The 14,256-nt window shown below is 40.6% G+C and carries 11 protein-coding genes; 6 read left to right on the top strand and 5 right to left on the bottom strand.

Features of this window, described 5'->3' with window-relative positions:
• The 5 genes from PL85_RS15000 to PL85_RS14980 all read right to left on the bottom strand — a co-directional run.
• The coding region (locus tag PL85_RS15000; RefSeq protein ID WP_215809358.1) for an ABC transporter substrate-binding protein at positions 1 to 1,519 on the bottom strand (1,519 nt) is incomplete at its 3' end.
• Positions 1,520 to 2,041: 522 nt separating this feature from the next.
• Positions 2,042 to 3,820 (bottom strand): EAL domain-containing protein, encoded by a 1,779-nt coding sequence (locus tag PL85_RS14995; RefSeq protein WP_017048098.1) that lies wholly within the window; start codon positions 3,818 to 3,820, stop codon positions 2,042 to 2,044.
• A complete protein-coding gene (locus PL85_RS14990; RefSeq protein ID WP_115339118.1) occupies positions 3,817 to 7,383 on the bottom strand; it encodes an ATP-binding protein in 3,567 nt (1,188 codons plus the stop codon). The genes PL85_RS14995 and PL85_RS14990 overlap by 4 nt, the downstream gene beginning before the upstream one ends.
• Positions 7,384 to 7,589: 206 nt before the next feature.
• Positions 7,590 to 8,834, bottom strand: coding sequence for an NAD(P)/FAD-dependent oxidoreductase (locus PL85_RS14985; RefSeq protein WP_115339119.1), 1,245 nt, complete (start codon positions 8,832 to 8,834; stop codon positions 7,590 to 7,592).
• Between the two features lie 23 nt (positions 8,835 to 8,857).
• A complete protein-coding gene (locus PL85_RS14980) occupies positions 8,858 to 9,964 on the bottom strand; it encodes a class I SAM-dependent methyltransferase (protein WP_013856490.1) in 1,107 nt (368 codons plus the stop codon).
• Positions 9,965 to 10,079: 115 nt separating this feature from the next.
• On the opposite strand from PL85_RS14980, the gene PL85_RS14975 reads away from it, so the two are divergent.
• The 6 genes from PL85_RS14975 (at position 10,080) to PL85_RS14950 (ending at position 14,255) form a co-directional block, all read left to right on the top strand.
• Positions 10,080 to 10,817 carry a beta-ketoacyl synthase chain length factor gene (locus tag PL85_RS14975; protein ID WP_115339120.1) on the top strand — a complete coding sequence of 246 codons (738 nt, stop codon included), beginning with the start codon at positions 10,080 to 10,082 and terminating at the stop codon, positions 10,815 to 10,817.
• On the top strand, positions 10,811 to 11,584 hold the full coding sequence (locus tag PL85_RS14970; RefSeq protein ID WP_174223839.1) for a lysophospholipid acyltransferase family protein: 774 nt from the start codon (positions 10,811 to 10,813) through the stop codon (positions 11,582 to 11,584). Before PL85_RS14975 ends, PL85_RS14970 begins: the two co-directional genes overlap by 7 nt.
• A gap of 190 nt (positions 11,585 to 11,774) precedes the next feature.
• Positions 11,775 to 12,035: a phosphopantetheine-binding protein gene (locus tag PL85_RS14965; protein ID WP_019282451.1), complete on the top strand. Its 261-nt coding sequence runs from the start codon at positions 11,775 to 11,777 to the stop codon at positions 12,033 to 12,035.
• A 15-nt stretch (positions 12,036 to 12,050) separates the two neighbouring features.
• A complete protein-coding gene (locus tag PL85_RS14960; RefSeq protein WP_017045148.1) occupies positions 12,051 to 12,308 on the top strand; it encodes an acyl carrier protein in 258 nt (85 codons plus the stop codon).
• Positions 12,308 to 12,865, top strand: coding sequence for a COG4648 family protein (locus tag PL85_RS14955; protein WP_017045147.1), 558 nt, complete (start codon positions 12,308 to 12,310; stop codon positions 12,863 to 12,865). Before PL85_RS14960 ends, PL85_RS14955 begins: the two co-directional genes overlap by 1 nt.
• A gap of 7 nt (positions 12,866 to 12,872) precedes the next feature.
• Positions 12,873 to 14,255: an AMP-binding protein gene (locus PL85_RS14950; protein WP_115339122.1), complete on the top strand. Its 1,383-nt coding sequence runs from the start codon at positions 12,873 to 12,875 to the stop codon at positions 14,253 to 14,255.
• Position 14,256: the final 1 nt, after the last annotated feature.

Genomic DNA, 14,256 nt, shown 5'->3' with positions numbered 1-14,256 from the left:
GAATAATAGGCATGTCTTCCACCAGTTTTTCCTCTGCTTTTACGTATAATGACTCACGTTCTTGCTGAGAGGTTGATGTAAGTGCTTTATTGATTATTTCATCGTATTCTTTACTACCATAATGAGTACCAGCACTGGTATTACTGCTTGTCATTAAGGTCAAAAATGTTGAAGGCTCATTATAATCTCCAGCCCAACCAGCACGAGCTACTTCAAAGTTCCCTTGATCTTTCGTGTCTAGGTAAGTTTTCCATTCCTGATTTTCAAGAACAACATCGACATCTAACGTCTTCTTCCACATAGATGCAGCCGCTACAGCAAGCTTTTTATGGTTTTCAGAAGTGTTATAAAGAAAGGTAAACGCCAAACGATTCGATGAATCGAAACCGGCTTCCTTCAAAAGAGATTGTGCTTCTTTATTACGCTCTTTTTGCGACATTTTTCCGTAGTCAGGTAGCACAGGATTGAAGCCAGCTGTAATCTCGGGAGTCAGAAAATAAGCAGGTTTTTGGCCTTGACCAAGAATAGCATCAGTAATGATATTACGATCAATTGCATAAGATAGAGCCTTGCGGACACGAACATCATCAAATGGCTTCTTCTTAGTATTAAATTGATAATAATAAGTAGAGAGCAACCCAGTAATAGCAACCGATTCAGGGTGCTCCTTCCTCAATCGCTTAAAATGTTCGATCGGAAGCTCTGCTGTGAAATCAATTTCTCCAGCAAGAAAACGGTTCATTTCTGCTACTTGGTTTTCTATAGGTAAATAAGTTACTTTATCTAAAATGGTTTTATTGTTTTCCCAATACTGAGGATTTCGAGTAAGAACTAAACGTTCGTTTACCACCCAAGTATTAACTTTGAATGCACCATTACCAACAAAGTGTTCTGGCTTAGTCCATTGATCACCATATTTTTCGATAGTTGCTTTGTGAACTGGCTTCATAATTGTATGGCCAGCCATCATGACAAAGTAAGGGACAGCTTCATCTAATTGCACTTCTAAGGTGTAATCATTAAGAGCTTTTACTCCTAGAGTACTTTTATCCTTTTTTCCTTCAATAATATCTTTGGCATTAAGCATCTTAGTATATTCCATATACCAAGAATAAGGAGATGCAGTAGCGGGATCAACTGTACGCTGTAAGCTATATACGAAGTCATGAGCAGTAACAGGATCACCATTTGACCATTTTGCATTCTTACGTAAATGAAAAATAAAAGTTTTGTTGTCTGCTGTTTCCCAGCTTTCAGCCACACCAGGAATGGTATTCCCTTTTCCATCTTGGTTGACCAAACCTTCTAAAATATCCCTTATAACGTTTGACTCAGGAACACCTTGGGATTTGTGAGGATCGAGTGTGGCGACTTCAGTACCGTTACCACGAACGAGCTCCTGAACTTTGGCCAATTTAGTGCCGGCTGGAACATCAGCCGCGAGAGAAAAAGTAGAAGTGTCAGCCACTGCCATACCCGCCCCTAGAAGAAGGGCTTGGGTGATTTTATTTTTATACATGCATAAACTCCAAGTTTTTATTTTTGCATCCATGACTTCCTTGAGAGCTCTCTAGCATCGCTAGAACTTTAGATTTATTTAGCGCAAAAACTAAGCAGAAAAATCTAAAAACTCCTAAGGATAGCGGCACACATTAGCAACCATTGAAGTAATTTGCCATAAAATCGTAGCAAAAAAATGCATAATTCCATGGTTTACCTAATGGAATAGATAAATAGCCCAACAATTAACTCAAACTCAGTGAATTAAAGTTACTAAGCGCCATCTGGTCAGACCATAGTGCTAAATCATCTAGTGTTGAGTACATTTTCAGCACGTTTCACTGGAAAATCAGCCTTTTTTTAACATCTTAGTTACGTTAGATCTAACTTAAAGGGATAATACTGCCATCTGAAAATAAAATCCGTGAATAGTGTCACTAAAATCGATTAACAATAAATTAACAACGTGTTGATTGGTAATAATAAATAAACACTTTCACCGAAAAGTGTAATCTAATGCTTACGCAAATCGACATTCAGTTTAAGCGATGCTCAAACTGGCACTAAGATGATCGAGCTCAATGTAACGAATCAGCTCCATGGCCGAACGAATGCCCAATTTACTTTGAATTCTCGCTTTGTAAGTACTGACTGTCTTCTGATTAATATCCAGTTGATTAGCTATCTGCTTATTGGTCAAACCTTGAATCAACAAATTTGCCACACTCAACTCTCTGCTGGATAGTCTTTCATTGAGTCGAAAACTAGGTTGAAAATTAACTGTTCGCCCAACCTCCCCCATTATGCTCTGAATGGTGTCAGTCAATGCAGCTGATTTCACAATGTGGCGCGCATGTGCAAGTTCTGCAGATATTGCTTCATGATATTCATTGAGAAAAATAAGTCTTCCCTTAAAATTCATCGATTCAATATGCTGATGCAACTGCAAACTAGCGTCTTTACTGCAGTAGCTATCCACAACCACTAAATTAAAAGGTAAATCACGCAATCTCTTTACAGCGCAAGCGAGATCACTGGCAACGACCACCTGCGTAACGCGTTTTTCTCTCATCAACATTTTTCTTAGGGCATTAGCGCTAGTCGAATTTTCTCCAACTAATAAGCAATACACACCATCTTCAATACTTTGATGGCTTAACTGCTTGCTGATATTTTTGCTATACAGTTCAGCGAGATCGCCAATCGGCATGGGCATCGCCGAATAATAACCTTGACAAGTATCCACGCCTAAATGACGTAAATATTGCCAAGTATCTTCGTCCTCCACACCTTCGACAACACAATGCAGACCTAAGGATTGCGCTAGCAATAAGCACATGTTGGTGAGTTGCTGGTTTTTATAATTGGTGGAGAGATCGCGGACAAAGCTTTGATCTACTTTAAGTTCTGTAAAGGGTAATTTCGAAAGCTGACTTAGAGAGGCGTAGCCTGTGCCAAAATCATCAATGGATAAACCAACACCATGCATTCTTAAACGCGCAAGATTAGCCAGTGATGCTGTCGTACCGTTATAGACATGATCTTCCGTCAGCTCGAGCGTGAGTTTATCAGTAGGAAACGCGTATTTGTGACAGAGAGTAAGAATAGGGTCACAGATCAGCTGTTGTAAATTACTCTGGGAGATATTGATTGATAACTGAAGATCGGCTGACAAACTGCCTAAAGCCGATAATGCTTTATCCAAAACAATTAAAAACAGCTTATCCATCAAATTCAGCTCTTCAATAAGAGGCAGAAAATGCGCAGGGCTTAATACACCATGAACTGGGTGATCGAGTCGGACAAGTGCCTCGACTCCAACCATGGCACCCGTTTTAAAATCAAACTGAGGTTGATAGTAATTGAATAACCAATCTTCACTGAATGCTGTTTCTATCTCTTTGTACCCTAATGAGATAGGCGTAATGCTTGCGGCCTGTTGTTCACACTTCACATGAAACGCATGAATCACGGTTTCAAGTTGCTCAATAGAATAGGGCTTTCGCAAAACATCGACAAAATTAAAGCTCGCTAAACAGCACATGTTATAAGTAAGGTCTAACACGGCATCGTCAACAGCACTCAATATAATAATTCCGAGTGAAGGATGTTTATCCCCAAGCATCGACAAAAGCGTAACTCCGTCCATTTCCGGCATATGAATATCACAAAAAACCAGCGATATCTCTTTGCGCAAGCATAAAGCCAACGCTTGGTGTCCATTTGCTGCAATATCGACATTATTCAACCCAAGTTGTCTGAGTTTCAGTTTCAAACTCGTGGCTTGAATTCGATCATCTTCGACAATCAAAATGTTCATTCGTCATCTACTCGTTGCTGTTTATCTAACCATTCTTGTGCTTGTGTAATCACGATTTTAATTTCCATTATCAGTCGTTGTTTTGCAGATACAACAGCTTGTGGTTCTAATTCGCGCTCCAAGCTAACCGCAAGACTCGCGAGATAATCCAGTTGAAGCGCCCCGGCAGAGCCTTTAACACGATGAGCTATCATTTTGTAATCAGAATCATGCTTTTCGAGTCTATCGACCTCGGCCGCTAAAGATTCTGCCACAACAGAAGCAATTTCACTTTTTTCACCCGGTAAAAAGCTCTCAAGCCAGCTTTTTGAGTCAGCATTTACTAAAGGATACATAGAAAGATAACCACTCAACATAGTATACAGCGACGCCAACGAATAGGGTTTATACAGCACGTGTTCCATACCTGACTGGTAAGCCTTCTCTGCGATCAACCGTGAGTCTTCTACCGTACAACCGATAACCACCTTATATCTCTCTTGCGGAATATGATTTTTAACAAATCTTGCTAAAGCGAAACCATCCATTTTAGGCATATGGCAGTCCGTTAGTAGTAAATCAAACTGGCTGTCTTCGTTTTGTAAAAGATGGCATGCCTCTTCTCCATCACCAACAATGGTTGCTTGCACACCAAGTTCATGTAGCTGTTTTTTTAATAACAAACGGTTAATAGCGTCATCATCAACCACCAAAACATGCCCACAAAGTTTCATTTTTTTCGGTTGAACCAGCACTTGTTCACTATCTTTTATCTTATCAATAAGAAGGTCAGGATAGAGATGTTTTTTGGTCATTATCGCGTCAAAATCGACCAAGGATACACCACCTTGACTCACCGAAACTTGCCAACACTTCAACCACTCGATAATGCGTTCGTTAGTGCAACGGTAGTTACGTTGACTCAACGGTTCAGATAGCGGCTCACCACAAATGGGAAGCACTATTGTTACTTGAGTCCCCTCATTCAGCGTACTGGAAACCGTAATATGACCATCCATTAGATTGACTAAATTCGATACTATTGACATACCAAGCCCAGTACCGCCATATTGGCGAGTAATGGTTTTATCCGCTTGCATAAATGGCTTAAATAACGAATCCAAGTGCGCTTCATTCATTCCGCACCCCGTATCTTTTACGGCAAAGACTATCTGTTCTTCCGTCAATTCAACGTGGATGGAAACCGTACCTGCCGTAGTGAATTTAACAGCATTGGCTAATACATTGGTAAGAACCTGATTTAAGCGTAATGCATCAAACTTTGCGTAAATAATAGCTGTCGGCACCCAATCAACAACGAACTCAACGCCTTTCAACTTAGCACTCGCTTCAAAGCTTCTAATGGTGGGACATAACTCTTCTAAAATATTATGCTGACGTATATCTAATTGTAATTGCTGAGCTTCCATTTTTGAAAAATCTAAAATCTCATGGACATGGTGCTTAATTCTCTCGGCAGAACGAATTGCATTCGTCAATAACAAACGGCTCTCATCGTTTTTAATTCGAGTTGATAAAATCTCCATCAACCCTAGCATGGCCGCAATTGGCGTCCTAAGCTCATGACTCATTACAGCTAAAAAATGATTCCTCGCATCTACAGCTTCTAGTGCCTTATTATTAGAATCACGTAATGCTAATTCTGAGAGCTTGAGTTCTGTGATATCACTACAAACGGTCAAGTAATGAGTATCCCCACTCTTGGGATGCGCAATCGATTCATGATTAATGACATAATATTTCTCATCAATCTGATAGTGTTTATTCGACAGATCGACAGATCCGATGCCAGTACATATGAGGCAATTCACATCATCACTAATTAGAGAAGCCTTGCTACATTGCTTATATGAACGGTTAGATAACACTACTTTCCCATTCACATCTGAAATGAAGATCATGCTGGGTATTTTATCGAGCAAATCTGTCAGCCATTGCACTTGAACTTCTGAAAGTTTTGAACTGATTTGACTGTATTTTAAGGAACTTTTTAACTTATAAAATATAATTATTCCAAATAATAATAAAAACAGGAAAATACACATTGCAATCAAAGAATAGATTATAACTTGCTGCTTATCATAACCATAATTCACATTCACTTTCTTATGGAGTGATTTTAGTGCATTAATCTCAGACTCAGTTACCATAGTTAAAGATCGGCTGAGCATTTCAGACAATATCGACTCATCCTTTCGAAAGACCATGCCGATATTAATAGAGTAACCTTCATTATCTATTGCGGGAAGTATCAAGAACTTATCACCAAGATATGTCATTTGCTGATTTATAATATCTTGATTCATTAAGGCATGGGTTATCTTACCTGATTTTAAATCTAGAATAACCTTTTTAAGATCTCTATAAACTTTAACTTTTTTATTATCTTCATAGATTTTTAAGTGGCTATATAAGTAACCAGTACGATCTAATATCGCTAATTTTTTCTGTTGAAAAGGCTTTTTAGTGACCACATAACCAAATTGCAAATTAGTGTAAGATGGGGTCGCTATAAAATCACGATTATCGATATCATCGACATTTAATGAAGGCAATAAATCAACTTCATTATCGATAAGCATCTGTCTAATATCTCTGCCATTGGCCGGTACATACTGAAATTTAAGGAAGCTTTTTGACTCAATGAGCTTGAGTAAATCATGGACATATCCTTTCACCTGATTATCACCCTCATCACAATAAGAGAGTGGATATATATCTTCTTCTATGGTGTATCTGACAATTTGATTGCTATTTTCTTGACTTAGTAATTTTAGGCTGTCTTTATTATTCAAAAAATAAATATTAGTCGAGTCTATCTTATTAGCTGTATTTCCTGTTGCTTCAGCAAGAATGAGTTTATCAAAAATGTTTTTTAATTCATTATTTTTTATCGGCAAAATAATTCTATTTATTTCGACACCTAATCGACCATCTGCAATAATCTCACCGTCATATCCAGAATTAGGGCTGATATAATGATTGAGTGATATATAATTGGTTATCGTTGCATCGGCTAAACCTTGCTTCATCATTTCTGATGATTCTAAGAAACTTTGTGCTAGTAATATGTGTGGGTAATGGCTCTGCTCTAATGTTTCACAATAAGATGAACCTTGTACGCAAACCCATTTCAAATGATTCATATCTTGCTGATTTAATTTTTTGTCCCTTAGCCAAATTACTCGTAGGTTATTATAGAGTGGCAAGGTAAATAAAATATTTTTTTCTCTCTCTTTTGTTTTGCTAAAACCAATGGCAAAATCCACATCACCACCATGCACAGCAGCGACAAGATCAGTTATCGATTGATAGCTACGATATTCAATTTTGACATCAAGCTCTTTTCCTATCCCTACCGCATAATCATGCTGAATACCGATTGTATTCTCAATGCCGCCCCAATAAGGTAGCCAAGGTTCAGACAATACACCCATTACAATGACTTTTTTTGTTTTTAAATAGGTACGTTCCGAATCTGATAAATAATCGGCGGCATAAACAGTATTAAAAAATATGTTAATTGCTAAAATTAACAGCAAGTAGATACGTAACAAATTCATTCTCGTGATATTGATTCCAATATCTAACTAGTTTAACGATCCTGCTCGTCATTGCCAAGAATAGGGCATCAGAACAAAATTGCTTAAAATACATATTTATCAACACGTTAATGCAGTGTAGGAATAATCTTACAAGGGAATAAACCCATAACATTAGAATGTAAGATGCACATCCGCACCAAAACATAATTTCGGTGCGGATATTATTAGTGAGATGAAGTACGAATAATTTCAGCTAAACTTGATAAGCGTCGTTGATGCTCAGCGACATAAGGATTACTACGATCCCAAGCATATCCTGCAAGAATAGAGCAAATCATCTGCTTTATTCTTGGGTTGGGCGTTTGGTAAAAAATCACCTCTTGTAACATGCCGTTGTACCAACCTTCCACATAAGTGCGGAACGTATCCACTCCGACCATTAATGGTTGAGAATACTCTTGCTGCCAATCTACACTTTCTTTTTTTAGTTGGCGTACAACGCAAGACACTGCTAACTGAGCCGATTTCATGGCTATCGTTACACCTGATGAAAACACCGGGTCTAAAAATTCACCAGCATTGCCTAATAACGCATAATTTACCGTGGCCAACTGCTTAACATTTGCAGAATAGCCGCCTAGCTCACCAGCAGGATTAGGGTATCCGGACTTCGAAAGCAGTTCCGCCAGCTCAGGCATTTCATTCACCAACTGCTGGATCGCCGCAATTTTATCACTTGGATAGCCGTCAAAAAACGACGGTTCACCGACAACACCTAATGAACATGTGCCGTTAGAAAAAGGAATGAGCCAGTACCATACGTCAGGATTACGCGGATGGACGGAGATCAGTATCTTGTTTCGGTCGTAGTCTGGTTGTTCAGGGGAGATATGATCAATGATATGGGTAAAGATGGCTTTTCTCGGAGGTAAACACGATGGCTCTTCCAAGTCGAGTAACTTAGGCAATACTCGGCCAAAGCCACTGGCATCCAGCACGAAGTCGGCTTCAATTTGATACGTTATACCGTGTTGATCCGTCACCAATAATTGTGATTTATTCTCTTCAAATTCGATATTAGTCAGTTGATGTTGATAACGAATTTCAACCCCTTGCTTAACAGCAGAATCCGCTAATACTTTATCAAATTGACTGCGCTGAACCTGAAAAGTGGTTCCCGGCCCATTCGAATATTTGTCGGTAAAATCAAACTGAGCGTATACACCATTTTTTCGAAAGGCAGCACCATTTTTATATTGAAAACCCGCACGCATAACATCAGGCAACATTCCCGCCGCTTCTATCACTTCCATACAAGCAGGTAATAAGCTTTCGCCAATAGAAAAGCGTGGGAAAAGTGCTTTTTCGATAACCAACACGCGTATGTTTTGCGCATGGAGTAATGCCGCGGCAGTCGAACCCGAAGGGCCCGCACCAATGATAACAACTTGAGTTATCTCTTTATTCATGAATTGACTCGCATCGATTTTAATTAAGCTTGGGCTTTTAGCTCTAACAAGGTGTGGCCAAGGCCAATATTGTCGGTTCGTTTGATCACCTGTAATCCTGCTGCTTGAACGATTTCTAAGAAATCTTCGCTGCGATAGAAGCGACTATTACCATTTGCAAGGCAGGTAAAATACAAAGAGGTGGCATTGAGGCTATAAGAAGCCGCATCGTACTTCTGTGAATCCCAGAACAGTTCCAAAATATAAACCGTCGAATATGCAGAAAGATTGGCGCGAACGCGTTTTAAAATACTCAAAATTTCCATTGGCGAAAAACAGTCTAAAAACTGGCTCATCCACCACACGTCCGCATTTTTTGGTAACGGTTGTTCTTTATCGAGCATGTTGGCTGGAAAAGGATGAATACGCTGCGTAAAACCTTGTTGCTGCGCGTTAGCCATCGCCATTTCCAACTGTTGTGGCAGATCCACAATCGTCACTTCAACGTCTGAATCATAGTGACAACATTGCAGTGCCCATTTACCCGTATTGCCACCAATATCGACCAAATGTTTCGGTTTTTTACGAAACACTTCTTTCAGCAAAATAGGAAAAGAACGATCGGAATAGAAGTGATCGAATTTGAACCAACTGTCTTTAGCTTGCTGGGGCAAACGCGATAAACCTTGGTAGATGGTATCCCAATCGCCGAGTTCTTTCAGACCAGCAGGCTTGCCTTCGGTGATCGATTCGGTTAAGTGCATCATGGCGGCATAACAAACGTCTGCCGTGAAATCCATATTGGCTTGCGTCATCCCATCATGCAGCAAAAAAATGCCTAGATTAGCCAACGAATAATTCGGTTTATCCCATAAAACAATGTGGGCGCTGATGGCCATATCGAGTAATACTTTAACGCCATACTCTGACACGCTCGTTTCTTGAGCAATTTGTTCTGCGTTTAAACCTTTTTCGCCAGCATTATCTAATGCAGCCAATATGCCTAAGTCACGTAATGTGCGCGCTGTATGAAAAACGATGGGGGCAAAAGATAATTTTTGAGCTTCGGTTTTTGCCTCTAAAGCGTTATAAGGATCTATTTTTTGATTTAACACATTAAAACCTAACTTTAATTTGTGAACAATATCCAAACACTTAATCTAAGTTCGACTCAATTCTTAAAAATCAATATTTAAGTCAAGGATACAAACGTTTATAGTTGCGAAGAATAATCTTGTGCCATAGTATTTAACCCTATCAAAAACAATGCAATATCTTATGTCAAATCAACAGCAAATAATCACGTTAAATATTGATACTTGGGTTGCAAATTCTGCAGGCTTATCTCACCCTTCTGATTGGCAAAATTGGGCAAGAGAAGAGATTTGGCCTGACGATAATACGCTCAACACTGACCATATTCCTCCTATGATGCGCCGCAGAATGAGTAGTTTGAGTAAATTAGCCGTGCAGACTGCACTGACTGCTATAGAATCACAACATATTGATTACATGGTATTTTCATGTCGTCATGGCGAGCTTCATCGTAGCGTTGAAATCGTGAAGTCGATATTGATTGGCGAAGAAGCCTCACCAATGGCGTTTTCACAATCTGTTCATAATACAGCGGCAGGCCTAGCAACCATCGCTTCAAAACAACCGATCCCGTTAACCTCGATTGCAGCAGCACAAAACACATTTCAAAGTGCCATATTAGAAGCTTGGCTCTATTTAAATGAGCACCCTAGTCACAAAGTGCTGTTGGTTGATTTTGATGAGCCATTACCTAGCGACTACCAACAATACGAAAAGTGGCAATTTCAAGGCTATGCCTTAGGGTTAACCCTGTCTCACGGTTCAGATTTTACGCTCTCTATGCAGATGTCTGATACCAAGCCACAACAGCCGCAAGCATTGTCGTTTCTTCACCACTATTTGTCAGAAAAATCTGAATGGATCATTGAGGGCTCGCAAAGCGCTTGGAAATGGCAACGAAAATGTTAGAGTTCAACCGCTACTGGCGTATTGCTGCTACAGGTTTTTGTTTTTTTATATTTGGTTTAGGCGGATTAACGCTGAGTTTTATTATTATCCCACTGATTGCATTATTTTCATCGCAAACAGATCGTCGTGAATATAAAGTTCAAAAATCAATCCAAAACTCATTCAATATATTTTGTAAGTTGATGAAATTAACAGGTGCCATCGACTATAAAACAACCAACGCAGAACTATTAAAACAGGATAAAAGCTGCCTTATTATCGCCAATCATCCAAGCTTAATTGATTATGTTCTCATTGCATCACAACTTCATCAGTGCGATTGCTTGGTTAAATCAGCTATCTGGGCCAATCCTTTTATGAAACGGATTGTTCAAGCCGCAGGTTATATCCCCAATGAAACACCTGATGATTTGTTAAATGTGTGCGAGGAACGCATGAGCCGCGGAAACGTATTATTGATTTTCCCTGAAGGCACGCGAACCACACCCGGCGTTAAACCCAAATTGCAGCGCGGTGCGGCGCAAATCGCAATCCGAACTCAAAGAGACTTACGCATCGTACATATTACCGTTTCTCCGAGTTTTCTCACAAAAGAGCAAAAGTGGTACCAAGTTCCTAAAACCAAACCCTTTTTCCATGTGGAGATAAAGGGTAAAGTTGTCGTCACACCTTTTATTGAAGGTGCTGATAACCCCACCACTGCAGCACGACGTTTAAATCGCCACCTTGCAGAGGTGATTTTCCCCCAAAACAATAACCAGAAATGACAAAACTATTGAAGTTATCGCCCCATAACGTCAAGTTACAGCGAAGCAGAAAGTGAGTAAGTCCCCATTCGTATAGATAACGATATGATTGGGGTGAGCGAACGTAGACAACACCGCTACAACTTTAAGTGAGGAAGTGTATATCAAGGTTTTGTTCAAAACGGCTAGAACATTATATAAGTAGGTTGAAGTGGAAATACTACACACAGAAATAAAACAGCTCATTATCGACGCACTAAATCTTGAAGATATCTCAGTTAACGATATCGAAACTGACGCACCACTTTTTGGTGATGGGTTAGGTTTAGATTCTATCGATGCTTTAGAGCTCGGTTTGGCCATTAAAAAGAAGTATAATATCGTCATTGACGCTGATGACTCCAATACTCGCCAACACTTTGCATCAGTGGCAAACTTAGCAAATTATATTTCATCTCAAACTAGCCACTAATAAATAGATAGCGTTATGACAGAAGTAAACCAACAACAAGTATTTGATCAAGTTAAAGAAGCTCTCGTTGAACTATTTGAAATTGATGAAGCCGATATTCAACCAGATGCTCACCTTTATCAAGATCTCGATCTCGACAGTATTGATGCTGTAGATCTTGTCGTTCACTTACAAAAAGTGACTGGCAAAAAAATCAAGCCTGAAGAGTTTAAAGCCGTTCGCACCGTCAATGATGTGGTGGAATCGGTTATTGAACTTGTTAAGGAAAGCTAATGCGGCGATTGCTGACGATTTTGTCTGCAATCGTCCTGCTTACCTACCCACTCGCGGTCTACTTCGGGATTAATCAGTTTGGTTTGCAAGCTATAGGGGGCTTCTTAGCCGCTATTTTCGCTTTAAGAATTCTTTCTGGTTGGCAAGCCAAGCTTCAAGAACTGAAGCAACTGGCTTGGCTTAGTGGGTTCGTTGGTATCACTTTGGTGACTTTGGGGATGCTCTTTCAGCAGCATGGTTGGCTACTGTTTTACCCTGTTGTGGTTAATGTATGTCTTTTGGCTCTTTTTGCCTTGAGCCTAACGCAACCGCAAACAGTGATTGAACGGCTGGCGAGACTGCAAGAGCCTGAACTTCCTCAAAGTGGCATTGAGTACACACGCACGGTCACTAAAGTGTGGTGCCTCTACTTCATCATGAATGGAGCCATCGCACTTTATACCTGCTTCCAATCTATCGAGATCTGGACGTTGTATAACGGATTGATCAGTTATCTCCTTGCTGGCAGCCTCTTTGTAACGGAATGGCTAGTAAGACAAAGGATTCGCAAAGGCTAGGTACGCTATGACTTTCGGCAACCCCGATTTTTGCTCGCTTGCAACGTTACTCTCCTCACCAAGAAACGATTCGCATTGTGTTGCTTTTGACCTCAATAACACCATTAACTGGGCAAACTTTGTCGCCGATGTCAGCCAACTAAGCCGGCAATTAGCGTCGCGAAATGAACATCATATTGCACTGTGTGCTGGCGATAGCTATCGGTTCTCAGTCGGTTTTTTCGCCGTCTGCTGCACGCAAAAATCATTAATTCTGCCCGGTAATTATCAACCTGCGGCACTGGCAGAACTGAGCCAAAACTTTGAGTTGTTGCTGTGTGATGAGGCAATAACAATACCCAATTCTACGCCAACTCTCTCTCTTAACCATTTAGCGCTACCCAACGACATGCGCGATGAAGCCGTTTGTTTTGCACCACTTTCATTAGAGACACAAACCGTGACGCTGTTTACGTCAGGCTCCAGCGGTCAGCCTAAGGCTATCATCAAAACACTGCGGCAGCTTGAAGCTGAAATCGCTATTTTAGAGCAGCTTTGGGGCGAACAGCTCATTGGTGCAAAAGTGGAAAGTACAGTTTCTCATCAACATATTTATGGGTTGCTATTTCGTGTGTTATGGCCACTGTGTGCAGGCCGAGCATTTGCCCGCCATAACTTGGAATTTCCAGAACAAGTGACCGCACATGCGCATCCGGACACTGTGCTGATCAGTAGCCCTGCGCTATTGAAACGCTTATCACAAGAGCATCCAAGCCCACTGCGCACACTATTTTCTTCCGGTGGCCCGCTTCCCTACTCTGCTTCTTGTCACGCAAAAACCCTGTTTGGGCAACGACCTATCGAAGTGTATGGCAGTACGGAAACTGGCGGCATCGCTTTTCGGCAACAGCACAGTGCAACACAGCAATGGCAGCTTTTTCCTACTGTTGAAGCAAGACTTAACAGCGAGAACTGCTTAGCCTTGCGCTCTGCACATATTGATCCGAATCATTGGTATCAAACAGCCGATGAATGTGAGTTTTCCGACCAACGGCACTTTACCTTGAAAGGTCGCACCGATCGCATCATCAAAATCGAAGAAAAACGGATCTCACTGGTTGAAGTGGAACAGCGTATTGAACAACTGCCGTGGATCAGTGAAACAGCCGTGTTACCACAGCAAGACGGTGAACGTTTGATCTTAATCTCAGCGATTGTACTGTCAGCCTGCGGCACTGAAAAATTAGCTCAACTTGGAAAGGGAAAGTTCTGGCTGTTGCTGCGTTCTGAACTGCGCCAATGGCTAGAACCTATTGCTGTACCTCGACGCTTTAGAGTGGTAAAAGAGATCCCACTCAATAGCCAAGGTAAGCGCCTTGTTGCTGAACTAGAAACACTATTCCAACCATAAA

The sequence above is a fragment of the Vibrio anguillarum genome, assembly GCF_001989995.2.
Classification (GTDB): domain Bacteria; phylum Pseudomonadota; class Gammaproteobacteria; order Enterobacterales; family Vibrionaceae; genus Vibrio; species Vibrio anguillarum.
Note: the sequence above shows the minus strand (reverse complement) of the source record. Positions and strands in the feature narration are given on the sequence as shown.